The organism is Burkholderia sp. Ac-20345, from assembly GCF_017104825.1.
Classification (GTDB): Bacteria; Pseudomonadota; Gammaproteobacteria; order Burkholderiales; family Burkholderiaceae; genus Burkholderia; species Burkholderia lata_B.
In genome coordinates, this window is the sequence record NZ_JAAGPO010000061.1 from 23,613 (window position 1) to 38,016 (window position 14,404).

Here is a 14,404-nt window from a genome sequence, read left to right on the forward strand (position 1 = left end):
GCGGTCAGCCCGGCGTGCTGCCGTCGAGCACGCGTTCGAGCGCGTCGAGTGCGCGGGCCGTCGAGTCCGGCGTGATGCAGTCGACGACGATCCGCTCCGGCATCGCGCGCAGCCAGGTGATCTGGCGCTTGCAGAGCTGGCGCGTCGCGAAGATGCCCTTGTCGCGCATCGTCCGGTAGTCGGTGTCGCCGTCGAGGAATTCCCACGCCTGCCGGTAGCCGACGCAGCGCATCGACGGCAGATCGGGATGGAGGTCCTCGCGACGGCGCAGCCGCTCGACTTCATCGATGAAGCCTGCGTCGAGCATCGCGTCGAAGCGCTGCGCGATCCGTTTGTGCAATACCGCGCGATCCGACGGTTCGAGCGCGACCGGCACGAAGCGGTAAGCGGCGGCCGCATCGTCCGTGCGCCGCGGCGCGGCGAGCAGCACCGACATCGGCTGCCCGCTCAGCATGAACACTTCGAGTGCCCGCTGGATCCGTTGCGAATCGTTCGGCGCGAGCCGCGCGGCCGTGTCGGGATCGACCTGCGCAAGCCGCGCGTGCAGCGCGGGCCAGCCGTCACGCTCGGCTTCGGCATCGAGTGTCGTGCGCACGTCCGGATCGGCGCCCGGCAGGTCGTTGAGCCCCTGCGTCAGCGCCTTGTAGTACAGCATGGTGCCGCCCGCGAGCAGCGGCGTGCGGCCGCGCGCGGTGATCTCGCCGATCAGGCGCAGCGTATCCGCGCGGAAACTCGCGGCCGAATACGCGTCGGCCGGATCGATGATGTCGATCAGGTGATGCGGCACGCTCGCGCGCTCGTCGCGCGACGGCTTCGCGGTGCCGATATCCATGTCGCGGTAGACGAGCGCCGAATCGACGCTGACGATCTCGATCGGGCGGCGCGCGGCGAGCCCCAGCGCCGCGGCCGTCTTGCCCGAAGCGGTGGGGCCGAGCAGGCAGGCGATCGTCGTCGGGCTGGCGTGCGGTGCCGCGCTCATTGGCCGCGCATGAAGAGGCGGTCGAGATCGTTCAGCGTGAGCTGATACCACGTCGGCCGGCCGTGATTGCACTGGTCCGCGCGTTCGGTCGCCTCCATCTGCCGCAGCAGCGCGTTCATCTCGTCGAGCGTCAGGCGCCGGTTCGCGCGTACTGCATGGTGGCAGGCGAGCGTGCCCAGCAGTTCGTGCTGGCGCTCGGTGAGCACGCGCGAGCCGCCGAACGCATGCAGGTCGGCGAGCACCGCGCGCGCGAGCGACTGCAGGTCGGCGTCCTTCAGCAGCGCCGGGACCGCGCGGATCGCGAGCGTCGTCGGCGACAGTACCGCCAGGTCGAAGCCGAGCGATTCGAGCGTGTCGCGTTCTTCCTCGACCGTGCCGATCTCGACCGGCGTGGCCGTCATCGATATCGGCAGCAGCAGCGCCTGCACGGCGACCGAGCGGTCGGCCAGCGCGTTCTTGAACTGTTCGTACAGGATCCGCTCGTGTGCCGCGTGCATGTCGACGATCACGAGGCCGTGCGCGTTCTGCGCGAGCACGTAAATGCCGTGAATCTGGCCCAGTGCGAAGCCGAGCGGCTGCTCGTCGTGCGCGGTGGCGGCGATCGGCGAAGCCGGGAAGCCAGCCGAGAAGCCCGGCAGCGGCGCGACCGGCGCGTCGGCCGAATCGCGGGCGATGGTCGTCGTGCCGTCCGGCGTACCCGCGCCCGTGTCCTTGCGACCGAACAGCGCGTCATAGAGCGCGAGCGGCTGCGCGACGGGCAGCGTGCCCTGGGTCATCCGTGCCTGACGCATCCAGGTGTTGCCCGACGATGAGGACGACGACGGCGAGAAGCCGCTGCCGCCGATCGCGTTGCCCTGCTGGCTCTGGCCGAGCGGTGTATCCAGGAATGAAGCGGGCCCGCGCGGCGCCGGTGAGAGTTGCGCGGCATGGCCGCCCGCCGTGGTTTCCGGCGACGCGCCCGCGTGGCGCGCCAGCGCGCGCTGGACCGCATGGAACACGTACTGGTGGATCGAACGCGAATCGCGGAAGCGCACCTCGATCTTCGACGGGTGCACGTTCACGTCGACGGCTTCGGGCGGAAGATCAAGAAACAGCACATACGACGGGTAGCGGTCGCCGTGCAGCACGTCCTCGTAGGCCGCGCGCACGGCGTGCGTCAGCAGCTTGTCGCGCACGAAGCGGCCGTTGACGAAGAAGTATTGCTGGTCGGCGCGGCCGCGGCTCGCGGTCGGCAGGCCGGCGCAGCCGTAGACCGCAAGCGGGCCGGCCTGCTCGTCGAGCGGCAGGTGCGCGGTCGCGAAGCTGTCGCCGAGGATCTTCGCGACGCGCTGCGCGGGCTCGGTCGCATTCCAGTGCTCGACCGCCTTGCCGTTGTGCAGCACCGAGATCGCGACGTCCGGCCGCGCGAGCGCTGCGCGGCGAATCATTTCCAGGCAGTGGCCGAACTCCGTCTGCTCGCTCTTCAGGAACTTGCGCCGCGCGGGCGTGTTGAAGTACAGCTCGCGCACCTCGATCGTCGTGCCGGTCGCGCCGGCGGCGGGCGACAGCACGCCCGTCTGTGCGTCGATCTTCATCGCATGCGCGGCGTCGGCCGTCCGGCTCGTGATCGACATCTCGGCGACCGACGCGATCGATGCGAGCGCTTCGCCGCGGAACCCGAGCGTGGCGACCGCTTCGAGCTCCTCGAGCGAGCGAATCTTGCTGGTGGCGTGGCGCATCAGCGCGAGCGCCAACTCGTCCGGCGGAATCCCGCAGCCGTCGTCGGTGATCGAGATGCGCTTGACGCCGCCTTCTTCCAGCACAATGCGCAGCGTGCTGGCGCCGGCGTCCATCGCGTTCTCGAGCAGTTCCTTGACGACCGACGCCGGGCGTTCGACGACCTCGCCGGCGGCGATCTGGCTGATCAGCTGGTCGGGCAGGGGCTGGATCGCGCGCAGCGGGCGCGGAGCAGGGGCGGGCGCGGCGCCCGCGGCCGTTTCGGTGATATCGGACATGGCCGAATTATAGCGAGGCGGCGAATGCGTGCCGGGGCGACCGGAGGTTACGTTTTTTCACGGAGCCTTAAGGTAGTTTCGGTATCATGGGTCCGTAACACGCCCGGCCTTGACCGGTGGGCGCTTCAGCCTTTTTCGGCCGTTCCGGCCCTATCGCCATCGAGGAATCGCATTTGGATACGCTGCTTCATTTCGTCAATCTTGTCCTGCATATCGACGCCTTCCTCGGCGATTTCATCCGGCAGTACGGAGCTTGGGTCTATCTCGTGCTGTTCCTGATCGTATTCTGCGAGACGGGGCTCGTCGTGTTCCCGTTCCTGCCGGGCGATTCGCTGCTGTTCATCGGCGGCGCGTTTGCGGCGACGGGCGAGATGAACGTCGGCCTGCTGATCGTGCTGCTGCTGGTCGCGGCGATATCCGGCAACACGGTGAACTACATGATCGGCCGCTGGGTCGGCCCGAAGGTGTTCAATACGCATATCCCGGTGCTCGAGCGCTTCCTCGATCGCGCCGCGCTGCAGAAGACCCACTCGTTCTACGACAAGCACGGCGGCAAGACGATCGTGCTCGCGCGCTTCATTCCGGTCGTGCGTACGTTCGCGCCGTTCGTCGCGGGGGCGTCGTCGATGAGCGCCGCGCGCTTCCAACTGTTCAACGTGGTTGGCGCGCTGGTGTGGGTGCTGTTGCTCGTACTGCTCGGCTATTTCTTCGGCAACATCCCGTTCATTCGTCAGTACCTGAACGTGATCGTGCTGGTCGGGATCGGGGCGGCGGTCGTGCCGGTTGCGCTTGGTGCCGTGTGGAAGCTGGTGCGCGGGCGGCAGTCGGATAATGCGCAGAATACGGGCGGGCGTTGAGCGGGAGCGTTTCGTTTTCTTTTCGGTGCAATAAAAAAAGCGTGGCGGATGCCACGCTTTTTTTTCGTCCGGTGCCGCCGTTATGCGCTGCGATGCGAGACCGGGGTTTCGGGCGTCGGATATTGCGCGTCGCGGAACGTGTCGAGGATCACCCGGTTGGTGTCGCAGTACACCTGCCAGTAGTTCTCGGGTGCCGTGGACGGGCGCACGAACAGCAGCGGGCCTTCCGGCGTGAACTGCAGCACGCCGACGTCCGGCGCCGGGGTGGTCAGCACGTTCGGGATCTGCTGGATCGACGTCTTCAGGCGGTTGATCGCGTCGACCGCATCGACGCCGTTCGCGATCTTCGCGGTCAGGTCGACGCGACGGTACGACGTTGCGCTGTAGTTGGCGATGTTGTCCGAGAAGATCTTGTTGTTGCCGACGATCGTCACGATGTTGTCGGGCGTGACGATCGTCGTGCCGAACAGGCCGAGCTCCTTCACGGTGCCCGTGACGCCGCCCGCATTGATCACGTCGCCGATCTTGAACGGACGCAGCACCTGCATGAACACGCCTGCGGCGAAATGAGCGAGCAGGCCGCCCCAGGCGGTACCGATCGCGAGGCCGAGGCCGGCGAGCAGGGCGGCGAACGAGGTCGTCTGCACGCCGAAGATCTGCAGGATCGCGAGGATCAGCAGGACCGTCAGCAGCACGCCGACGACGGAAGTCAGGTAGTCGGTCAGTGTCGGGTCGACCTTGCCGCTGCGGCGCACGACCTTGCCGAGCAGTCGGGTGCCGATGCGGATCGCCCAGCGGCCGACGAACCACAACACGATCGCGGCGAGGAGGTTGAGGCCGAAGTCGAGACCGCGGGTCATCAGGAATTGCTGGGCTGTGGCGAGATCGATCATGCGTTCTCCGAAGTCAGGGGTAGAAAGGGCGGCGCATGCACCGGATGGGTGGCGCTTTTATAACCTGACCTGTGCGAGGCGGGCAACCTGCCTGACATTGCTTGACGTAATGAAAAACGGGCAGGACGCGGTAGCGTGCTGCCCGTTGGGGGGGCCGGATCGAGGCCAGTCGTGGTGCGCGACCCGGAATTGCGTTGCTTACTTCGGTGCGCGGCCGTAGGTATCTTCGAAGCGGACGATGTCGTCCTCGCCAAGATACGCGCCCGATTGAACTTCGATCAGTTCGAGCGGAATCTTGCCGGGGTTGCTCAGACGGTGTGTCGCACCCAGCGGAATGTAGGTCGACTGGTTCTCCGTCAGCATGATCTCCTTGTCGCCGTTCGTGACCAGTGCCGTGCCCTTCACGACGATCCAGTGCTCGGCGCGATGGTGGTGCATCTGGAGGCTGAGCTGTGCGCCTGGTTTGACGACGATGCGCTTGACCTGGAAACGGTCGCCCTGGTCGAGGCCTTCGTAATCGCCCCACGGACGTACTACGCGGCGGTGCGTGATCGATTCGTGACGGCCCGATGCATTGAGCCATTCGACGATTTTCTTGACGTCCTGCGTCTTGTCGCGATGCGCGACGAGAACGGCGTCGGCCGTCTCGACGATGACCAGATTGTCGACACCGATAGTGGCGACCATGCGGTGATCGGCACGGACATAGGAGTTGGTGGTCTCGTGCGAGAACACGTCGCCGATCTTGGCATTGAGGTCGGTGTCGCGCACGGCGATATCGGCGAGGGCAGTCCAGGAGCCGATATCGTTCCAGCCCAGGTTCGCGGCTTCGACGACTGCGGCGAATTCGGTCCTTTCCATCACCGCATAGTCGATCGAAATGTTCGGGCAGGCGCCGAACACGTCGGGGTCGAGGCGGATGAAATCTGCATCCTGACGTGATGTCTCGACCGCGAGTTCCGCGTGGCGGGCGACTTCCGGCGCATGGCGCTTGAGTTCGTCGAGATAGCTCGCCGCCTTCAGCATGAACATGCCGCTGTTCCAGTAGTAGCTGCCCTCATTGAGGAAGCGCTCGGCGGTTTGCGCATCAGGCTTTTCGACGAATGCGTCGACGCGGTAGACGGATTTGCCGTCTGCCGCTGCGTGGCCGCGGCGGATGTAGCCGTAGCCCGTGTGAGCTTCGGTCGGCGTAATGCCGAACGTCACGAGATGACGATCGGCCGCGATCGGCGCCGCTTCGAGCACCGCGTCGATAAAGGCCTTTTCGTTCTGGACGACATGATCGGACGGCAGCACTAGCAGCACGGCGTCCGGGGATTCGCGCAGCGCCAGCAATGCCGCAATGGCGATGGCCGGGGCCGTATTGCGCCCGACGGGTTCGAGCACGACGGACGACGGCGTAATGCCGACCTGACGCAGTTGTTCCGCGACGAGGAAGCGTTGATCGTTATTGGTGACGACGATCGGGTTGGCGACATTCGGAATATGGCTGGCGCGCAGCGCCGTTTGCTGAACCAGCGTATCTTCACCCGCAAGCTTCAGATATTGCTTGGGATAGCCGCCGCGAGACATCGGCCAAAGACGCGTGCCACTTCCACCGCACAGAATTACAGGGTAAATCATTGCGTTGCTCCAAGATATAAACGTCGACACCATTCGTTGAATGCAGGCGAATCGGCAGTTCTAGTGATTCGGATCCAGTTGTAACGATTTTTCAGAATTGATTTTCGTGTCCGTGCGTCAAGCCAAGCGTAGTCTCCACGCGAGATGATCCAGCGCGTTGCGCGTCCAGCGGACCGCCTTGACGAGAAATCGAATGTGCCGCGAGCGGACCCTGGCGAGCGGGCGGTTCGCCGTTGCGGCGAGCCGGTTCACCACGGCTTCCGCCGACGTGAAGCGTTTGAGTCGCCAGTCCCAGTAAACCGGATAGCGCAGCAATACGGCCGCGACTAGCATGTCGAGCGTCAGCGTTCGTTCGCGCCAGCGTTGCGGGACGGCATCCGCCGTCAGTCCCCAGCCGGCATAAAACGGCAATCCGTACGTGTGAACTTCCTTGCCGCGCAACAGTGCTTCGAAACCGGACAGCGACGACAGCGTGTGCACTTCGTCGGCGACTTCGATCAGCGAGATCAGGTCTGACGTGGCATCGACGATATTGGCCACCGCGGTTGTACCGAGATGGCCGATGCGATTGCCCGACAGCACGTCCGGATGCGGCTTGTAGACGATGAATGCGTCGGGGCGGCGCGCGCGGACCTCGTCCAGCAGCGCTTCCGTCGTCGTGATGCCTTGTGTGCCAAGCCGAATTGACGCATCGTCCGCCACCTGGCCGGAAACGAGTATGACCCGCGCGCCGGCAGGGGCGACCCAATCCGGTTTGCGTCGCCCGAGGTTGTATTTTGTCAGCCCGTATGTAGCGATTGCCTCGCGCAACGCGGCCGCGCGTTGCAGTTCGGATTCGGTGAATTCGGCAGTATTCAGGATGGCCGTCAATTCATTTGGGCGGCTGGAATCGAAATACATGCCGAGACGGTCGATCACCTGGCTGTACGGCGCGACCATGTCGGAGCCCAACCCGGTCGAATGCAGGAACCCGTCTTCGATCCTGACGTGTCGAATACCGTCACGCAGGCCCGCGGCCGACCGCCCGCCCCAGATCGCGGCGATTTCCCCGGCCTCGACGTCGGACGCGTGTTTTGCCCAGCGGAGGCGGCCGCCGCCCGCGGTCAGATAGGGCGTTGCGAAAGGGCGTTTCCACCACTGAAAGGCAACGCCTGCGACCGCGTTCAGATCCGAAAAGCGCCGGGCGACCGAATGCTGGAGCTCGATGAAGCTCAGGACTGCATCCAGTGTCCCACGGCCGTGCGTCACGGGGTCGAGGTAGCTGGCGGCTTTCAGGAAGGTCGTCTCGAACAGCCTGTCAACGGAATCGCATTGCCGTCGTGGAGACAATGCCAAGCGGTCGTGAGTCAGGCCCCATCCGGCATAGTAGGGGGCGCCGAAAACATGCAACGGAACGCCCGCGAGCAGCGCACCCATGCCTTCCGAGGCCGCGACGACGTAAGCGGCATCCGACGTCGCGAGGACCTCGTGCAGCGAGTGTTCGACCTCGAGTCGTTGCGTTCCGGGAGGCAGTTTCGTCAGGGTCGACATCCAGTGTCCGCTGCCGCCGTCCGCAGAAGGGAGCAGCCAGAAATCCGCGTCGGGGTGGGCCGTCTGTGCGGCCTGCACCATGGATTCGAAGCCGACGCGCCGCTGTCGTCGATTCGAGCATGAATCTGCGTGCGATACCGACCGTTCGTCGATGAGCACGATGCGCGGCCGGCCGGTCGCACCACGCCAGGCGTCGGGAAGTGGCTGAATGCGAGACCGGACATGCAGCGCATCGGATGTCAGCACGCGTTCCATCAGTGCCCGCGTCCGGGGCTGGGCCGTGGATCCGGTGCTGGCGTACATCAGCGATTCGAGCGTCGCGACGAGGCTCGGTTCGCAGGTTGGGGCGGGCTCGACGATAAACCAGGACAGTGGCGGTACATGGCGATTGCACTCGGACAGTACGGGGCCGGCGTAAACAGGGCCCTGGCCGGAGCCGATCGTGACGCCGGCATCCGCGAGTGCCGCGCGATACGTCGCGCAACGCCGGCGAAATGCGTAGCTTGCTTCCTCTGCCGGGCGGTGCTCACGGAACCTGCCGCCGGGCGCAACGTGCGACGCGGAGCTTTCGGCGGATGTGGTTCGATGGCGCGTGACGCGTGTCATTGGGACAGCGAATCGATGAATGGGTCCACGCGCTCGAAATGGCCAGCCCAGGTGGGTTCGCGGAAGCCGGCAATCCGGGCTACCTGCTCGTTTCTTTCCACGCCGTCGGTGCGGGTGTAGGCGAGGATGTGCGCTATCCAGGCGGGACCGTCCAGCGGGTCCAGGTAGTCGGGGATATCGGCCGCGATTTCACGAAAAACGGCCAGATTGCTGGCGAGAACGGGCACTTTCAGGCTTAGTGCTTCCACGAGCGGCATGCCGTAGCCTTCGACGAACGACGGAAACAGCAGCGCGCGGGCATGCTGAAGCCATGCGTGCAACTGCGCGTCGGTGCAGTCCGGAAGCTCGATCACCGCGTCCTTCAACGGGGCGCAGCGCTCGAGCATGTCGACGACGTTTTCGCATTCCCAGCCTCGCCGTCCGATAATCACGAGCTTGGGCGACGCGTCACCCAATTGCTCGACGAGGCGCCGCCAGACATGCAGCATGAACCAATGGTTCTTGCGCGGCTCGATGGTGCCGAGCATGACGAAATATGGCGCCTGAATCGGTGGCTGCGTGGGTTCGATCGAGCGATATCCGGCCGCGAGCGGTGCGACGATGCATGGCGGCATCGAGAGGCTGGCGCGGCGTGCCTCTTCCTTGATCGCGGCGTGGGTATCTTCCGAGTTCGCAATCAGTCCGTCCGCGTGGCGCAACGCGGTATGAATGCGGCGGCGATGACTCTCTTCGACACCCGGGCGGCAATATTCGGCGTGCGTGAGCGGAATGAGGTCGTGAATCATGAACACCGCACGGACGTTACGTTGGTGCATTGCCCGGTAATAACGGACATGCTCCATGCCGTTGTGACTCGTGTGAAGCAGTACGGCCCGGTCCGGGCGGACTCGCCGGGGATCGAGGTAGGCTCTGGCAATCGCACTGCGAATGCTGAATCGGTGCTGATTCGATCCGGTTAGGAGATTAAAGGCGCGTGAGGATTCGCTTTCATTCAGAATTCTCGGGAATCCCGCCCGGCTGATGACCGCGTGAGCACGGGCGCGATAGTGTTCGAGGTAGGCGAGACCAACCCGGTCAACCCCGGTGGGCAGCAAGCCCGCCGAACGGCGAGTAAGCAGGCGCGTAATATCCAGGCAAATATTTAACACGGATGCAATGTTCGTGTGGCATGCATAGTGGCACGCGTGCCGTGCGGAAATGCCGAGGTGTAGGAAATTGCGCTAACTATACGCAAATTTATTCCGCATCGTGCGACAATTGCCGCCGCCTCTACCCGGTGGCAGCATTGTGTAAATCGCAAGTATACGCAAATTTATTCTGCGTCGTGCGACAATTGTCGCCGCCTCTATCCTTGGATGACCGGATTGTATAAATGGCAAGTGTGAAACGCGGAGTGCAGTTGGCAATGGTAGTGGTTGGCTTGATCGGATTGGGGGCCTGCTCGGCCATTCCGACATCCGGGCCGAGCCGCTCGCAGGTCGATGCAGCGGCAACGAAAGGCAATCCGCAAGGTATTCAAATCATCGATGTAACCGACTCGGTTGCACGTCAACTGTACGCCAAGCGCGCGCACGCGGACTTCGCGACCCTGCTCGGCGACGACCGGTCGTTCCGCCAGCAGCTGGGCGTGGGTGATTCCGTCGAAGTCTCGATCTGGGAGGCTCCGCCCGCAACCCTGTTCGGCGGCGGCATCTCCGACAGCGGTGCAAGCAGCGCGCCGAGCGGCTCGCGGGTGACGACGCTGCCGCTTCAGGTGATCGATGGAGACGGAAATATCAACGTTCCTTTCGTCGGGGCGGTGAAGGCGTCGGGGCAGACGCCGACGCAGCTGCAGCGCTATATTGCCGGGCGGCTGAAGAATATCGCGCATGACCCGCAGGTACTGGTGCGGCTGGCGCGCAACGAGACGTCCTACATTACCGTGGTCGGTGACGTGGGGAGCAGCAAGCGGATGGAATTGAGCGCTCGCGGTGAGCGTCTGCTCGACGCGCTCGCGGCGGCCGGTGGCGTGCGCCAGTCGGTGGACAAGATCACGATCCAGATCACGCGAGGCAATGAAGTTGCGTCGTTGCCGCTGCAGGCCATCATTCGCGATCCGCGCCAGAACGTTCCGTTGCGGGCGGGTGACGTTGTCACGGCGTTGTACCAGCCTTACAGCTTTATTGCGCTGGGCGCGACGGGGAAGAACGAAGAGGTCAATTTCGAGGCGCAGGGCATCTCGCTGGCGCAGGCTATCGCGCGCTCCGGCGGCCTGCAGGATTCGCGTTCGGATGCAAAGGGCGTATTCATCTTCCGCCTCGAGGATCCTAAGGCGCTGAGCTGGCCGGACCAACCGGTCAGGACGACCGCCGATGGCAAGGTGCCGGTCGTTTATCGGGTCGACCTGCGTGACCCGAACGCATTTTTTGCCGTCCAGAGTTTCATGATGGACAACAAGGACGTGTTGTACGTCTCGAACGCGCCGATCACCGAAATCCAGAAGGTCCTGAATCTGGTATTCACGGTTGTCTACCCGGTGGTGACAGGGGTCCAGTCGTTCAAGTAACACAGGGCGCGATGTGGGCCAGGATTTGAGTCGGTTGGATCCGGAAGATCGTTTTTGAGATGCTTCCGGGTTCGTTTGATTCGATGTTCCTGGCGATTCTCGGCGAAATCACGTGGCGCCACCGCTTGTCCGGGCTGCGTATGCTTGTAATTGGCGAATTATTTACGTTGAATTAGGGAAGAATATGAAGACGGCTCTTATTACCGGTATCACTGGGCAGGATGGCGCATATCTGGCGGAGTTTCTGCTGGAAAAGGGCTATCGTGTCTACGGTTCATATCGTCGGAACAGTTCGGTCAACTTCTGGCGTATCGAAGAGCTGGGCATTCTCAATCATCCGAATCTGAGCCTGGTCGAATACGACCTGACCGATCTGGGCTCGAGTATTCGATTGCTGCAGAAGACTGAGGCGACCGAGGTTTATAACCTTGCGGCGCTGAGCTTCGTGGGTGTTTCATTCGACCAGCCCCTGACGACCGCCAATATCACCGGCCTGGGCGCGGTGAACCTGCTCGAAGCAATCCGGATCGTCAATCCGAAGATTCGCTTTTATCAAGCAAGCACGTCGGAAATGTTCGGCAAGGTGCAATCGATTCCGCAAACGGAAGCCACGCCGTTCTATCCGCGCAGTCCGTATGGTGTCGCCAAGCTGTATGCGCACTGGATGACGATCAACTATCGCGAAAGCTACGATATTTTCGCGTCGAGCGGAATTCTGTTCAATCACGAGTCGCCGCTTCGTGGGCAGGAGTTCGTGACGCGCAAGATTACCGACACGCTGGCAAAAATCCGCCTGGACAAGGCGAGCGTCCTCGAACTCGGCAACATGAACGCGCTGCGTGACTGGGGCTACGCCAAGGAGTATGTCGACGGTATGTGGCGCATGCTGCAGGCCGAGCAGCCCGACACCTACGTGCTGGCCACGAATCGTACGACGGCGGTGCGCGATTTCGTCTCGCTTGCGGCCCGTGCCTGCGATTTCGATCTCGAGTGGCATGGCAAGGACGAGAACGAAGTGGCCGTCGATCGCAAGTCCGGCAAGACCATCGTTCGCGTGAATCCCAAGTTCTACCGGGCAGCTGAAGTCGACCTGCTGATCGGCGATCCCGCCAAGGCGAAGCAGGATCTCGACTGGCAACCGAAAACGACGCTGGAAGAGCTCTGCCAGATGATGGTCGAGGCCGATCTGCGTCGTAACAAGATCGGTTTCTCGTTCTGAGAAACCGGGTTTGTTTGACGAGCCGCCCGTCGTTGCCGGTACGGCGTCGGGCGGATCGGGAGCGCGCTGTTTTCCGGTCGCAGCCCGCGGCTTCGCGAGGCGGGCATTAGGGACGGGAGCCGGTTCGCGCGTGGGGTCGCGCGGACGGTTGCGGCGGCTTTCCGATAATGGTTTTCAGAATTCGGCTGGTGCGGCTATTGTGGATATTATAGATATGTCTCTTACGGAAATTAAGAAGACCGTTGCTGTTGTGGATTATTGGCCCACCATCGAAAATGCTGAAACAGAATGCATTTTGCGGATCAAGTCGGCACTGCAGGAACTGGGTTACGAAACCGTTTCGATCAACCGTCATGGTTTTCTCGTTGACGATGCGTTGACGCATGTCGACGAACTCAAGATCGAATTCGTACTCGCATTGCATTTCGATTCGGCGAAGGCGTGGAGCGCATTTACCTATTATGCGCTGTGGAATCCGCTCGATTTTTATTTCCAGTGGAGCTACCGGGAAAAATCGGAAAACGCGCTGTCCAACGACGCTTTCCTGTCATGCGGTTCGCGTGTGGCCGACGATCACGCCCGGCGGCTGCTGAAGGGCTCGGGCCGGGCAGCAACGGCACCCTTTCTGACGTTGTTTCACGCCGTGCATGAACCGGTGGTGCCTCCCGCGCTCGGACACGGCAAGCTGTTCTACTGCGGCATCAACTGGGAGGCGCTGAGCGGTCGCGGCGGTCGCCACCACGAGCTGATGAAGTTGCTGGATCAGCGCGGCATGCTGGATATCTACGGTCCCGAGGTCTTCCAGAACGTGCGAGTCTGGGACGGCTACGCGTCGTACCAGGGATCGATTCCGTTCGACGGCAAGACCCTGATCAAGCGCGTCGCGCAATCGGGCATCGGCCTTGTCCTTTCGTCGGATGCGCACATCAAGTCCGGGCTGATGTCGAGCCGGCTGTTCGAGTGCCTGTCTGCAGGCGTGCCGATCATTTGCGATCAAAACCGGTTCGCGAGCGACAACTTCGGCGATCTGCTTTTCTATATCGACACGACGGAGCCGGCCGCGACCGTCGCACGCAAGGTCGAAGAGCATGTCGAGTGGATTCGCGACAATCCGCAGCTCGCGATTGAACGGGCGACCCGTGCGCAGGAGATCTACAAGGAGCGCTTCAGTCTCGTCGAGAACTTCAAGCGGATCTTCGCGGCGGGGCCTCACCTTGACGTCGTCAAGACGGACGGGATCGGTCGCGCGCTTTCGACCGTCTTCATCGCGGACGAGTGCAATCCGGCATTCACGTCCAAAATCCGCTCCTATGCGATGCACATGGCCGGCAAGCGGAATGCCAAGTGCTACGCACTGATTCCCGAGACGAGCTCGGCCGCGCGCGAGGACGATATCCGGAAAGCCTGCGAAGGCGTGGAAATCATCCGTTTCAAGCGGGATGCGAAGGACTACATCGGGACGGCCGAGGAAGTCGTCGAAAAGATCGTCGCCGTTCTGCAGGCATTGCCCGAGGGCGATATCTTCCAGATCGTCCCCGCTTGGGAGCGTCCGGTCTGGCCGACGGTCGAGTCGATGTGGGAAGAACTCGATGCGGCGCCGGAAATGAGCTACGTGGCGGGCGGCTTTACCGTGCTCGAAAACACCGGCAAGCCGCATGAAGGGCGTGCAACGTTCACGAGGCAGACGCTGCTGACCTCGATGATGGACGCGAACGCTCCGTTCTCGTGCTCGTCGACGCTCTATCGCCGCATGGAATCGATGAGTGAAGTTTTCGAGACGTTCGCCTATGCTCCGTATTTCTGGCAGCGCTTGATGTCGATTGCCTATCAGCGGTTCAGCGAAGGGTTTGACGACGTGCGCGTCGCAGCGGTGGACGATCACGAGTACTACGTCTTCCACCACCGCATTTCCAATCACGATCAACTGATGCGCGAATCCGAGATCATGCGGGACGTGCTCGGTTTCGACTATATGGACAAGCATCTTCGCGCCGCCTCGGTCGTGCAGGGCCAGCTCGTCGAGCCGATGGCGTTCGTGAAGCAGGTCGATGCGGCCGCTGCGCGTGCGTTGCTGGTCAAGCTTTACGATTCGGTGAAGATACCTAAATTCATTTCTGCTCCCATCCAGTGGTTGTGGAAGAAAAAGGCTATTTAGGAG

At 62.9% G+C, this 14,404-nt stretch carries 10 protein-coding genes; 4 read left to right on the forward strand and 6 right to left on the reverse strand.

The features are described from left to right. Positions 1-4 precede the first annotated feature (4 nt). Both miaA and mutL read right to left on the reverse strand, forming a co-directional pair. On the reverse strand, positions 5-979 hold the full coding sequence (gene miaA, locus G3O06_RS22135; protein WP_205817513.1) for a tRNA (adenosine(37)-N6)-dimethylallyltransferase MiaA: 975 nt from the start codon (positions 977-979) through the stop codon (positions 5-7). Continuing rightward, the gene (gene mutL, locus G3O06_RS22140) at positions 976-2,973 is read right to left on the reverse strand and encodes a DNA mismatch repair endonuclease MutL (RefSeq protein WP_205817514.1); all 1,998 of its coding nucleotides are present in this window, start codon (positions 2,971-2,973) and stop codon (positions 976-978) included. The genes miaA and mutL overlap by 4 nt, the downstream gene beginning before the upstream one ends. 173 nt (positions 2,974-3,146) lie before the next feature. Between mutL and G3O06_RS22145 the strand changes: the two genes are divergently transcribed. Then, positions 3,147-3,830, forward strand: coding sequence for a DedA family protein (locus tag G3O06_RS22145; protein WP_205817515.1), 684 nt, complete (start codon positions 3,147-3,149; stop codon positions 3,828-3,830). An 80-nt stretch (positions 3,831-3,910) separates the two neighbouring features. Here G3O06_RS22145 and G3O06_RS22150 read toward each other — a convergent pair whose 3' ends face one another. The 4 genes from G3O06_RS22150 to G3O06_RS22165 all read right to left on the reverse strand — a co-directional run bounded on the left by G3O06_RS22150 (position 3,911) and on the right by G3O06_RS22165 (position 9,630). Beyond that, positions 3,911-4,723: a mechanosensitive ion channel family protein gene (locus G3O06_RS22150; protein ID WP_205817516.1), complete on the reverse strand. Its 813-nt coding sequence runs from the start codon at positions 4,721-4,723 to the stop codon at positions 3,911-3,913. Positions 4,724-4,921: 198 nt separating this feature from the next. Then, positions 4,922-6,346 (reverse strand): mannose-1-phosphate guanylyltransferase/mannose-6-phosphate isomerase, encoded by a 1,425-nt coding sequence (locus G3O06_RS22155; RefSeq protein WP_174913526.1) that lies wholly within the window; start codon positions 6,344-6,346, stop codon positions 4,922-4,924. Positions 6,347-6,463: 117 nt separating this feature from the next. Beyond that, a complete protein-coding gene (locus G3O06_RS22160) occupies positions 6,464-8,482 on the reverse strand; it encodes a capsular biosynthesis protein (protein WP_205817517.1) in 2,019 nt (672 codons plus the stop codon). Beyond that, on the reverse strand, positions 8,479-9,630 hold the full coding sequence (locus tag G3O06_RS22165; RefSeq protein ID WP_174913335.1) for a glycosyltransferase family 1 protein: 1,152 nt from the start codon (positions 9,628-9,630) through the stop codon (positions 8,479-8,481). Before G3O06_RS22165 ends, G3O06_RS22160 begins: the two co-directional genes overlap by 4 nt. Positions 9,631-9,854: 224 nt before the next feature. Between G3O06_RS22165 and G3O06_RS22170 the strand changes: the two genes are divergently transcribed. The 3 genes from G3O06_RS22170 (at position 9,855) to G3O06_RS22180 (ending at position 14,401) form a co-directional block, all read left to right on the forward strand. Continuing rightward, positions 9,855-11,027 (forward strand): polysaccharide biosynthesis/export family protein, encoded by a 1,173-nt coding sequence (locus tag G3O06_RS22170; protein ID WP_174913332.1) that lies wholly within the window; start codon positions 9,855-9,857, stop codon positions 11,025-11,027. A 184-nt stretch (positions 11,028-11,211) separates the two neighbouring features. After that, the gene (gene gmd, locus G3O06_RS22175; RefSeq protein WP_174913329.1) at positions 11,212-12,246 is read left to right on the forward strand and encodes a GDP-mannose 4,6-dehydratase; all 1,035 of its coding nucleotides are present in this window, start codon (positions 11,212-11,214) and stop codon (positions 12,244-12,246) included. A 10-nt stretch (positions 12,247-12,256) separates the two neighbouring features. Next, the gene (locus G3O06_RS22180; RefSeq protein ID WP_205817518.1) at positions 12,257-14,401 is read left to right on the forward strand and encodes a hypothetical protein; all 2,145 of its coding nucleotides are present in this window, start codon (positions 12,257-12,259) and stop codon (positions 14,399-14,401) included. The last annotated feature ends 3 nt before the right edge of the window (positions 14,402-14,404 follow it).

Excerpts from the sequence above, each read along its gene's own strand:
- miaA (WP_205817513.1), bottom strand. The coding sequence starts at position 979 with ATGAGCGCGGCACCGCACGCCAGCCCGACGACGATCGCCTGCCTGCTC.
- mutL (WP_205817514.1), bottom strand. The coding sequence starts at position 2,973 with ATGTCCGATATCACCGAAACGGCCGCGGGCGCCGCGCCCGCCCCTGCT.
- G3O06_RS22150 (WP_205817516.1), bottom strand. The coding sequence starts at position 4,723 with ATGATCGATCTCGCCACAGCCCAGCAATTCCTGATGACCCGCGGTCTC.
- G3O06_RS22155 (WP_174913526.1), bottom strand. The coding sequence starts at position 6,346 with ATGATTTACCCTGTAATTCTGTGCGGTGGAAGTGGCACGCGTCTTTGG.
- G3O06_RS22160 (WP_205817517.1), bottom strand. The coding sequence starts at position 8,482 with ATGACACGCGTCACGCGCCATCGAACCACATCCGCCGAAAGCTCCGCG.
- G3O06_RS22170 (WP_174913332.1), top strand. The coding sequence starts at position 9,855 with ATGGCAAGTGTGAAACGCGGAGTGCAGTTGGCAATGGTAGTGGTTGGC.
- gmd (WP_174913329.1), top strand. The coding sequence starts at position 11,212 with ATGAAGACGGCTCTTATTACCGGTATCACTGGGCAGGATGGCGCATAT.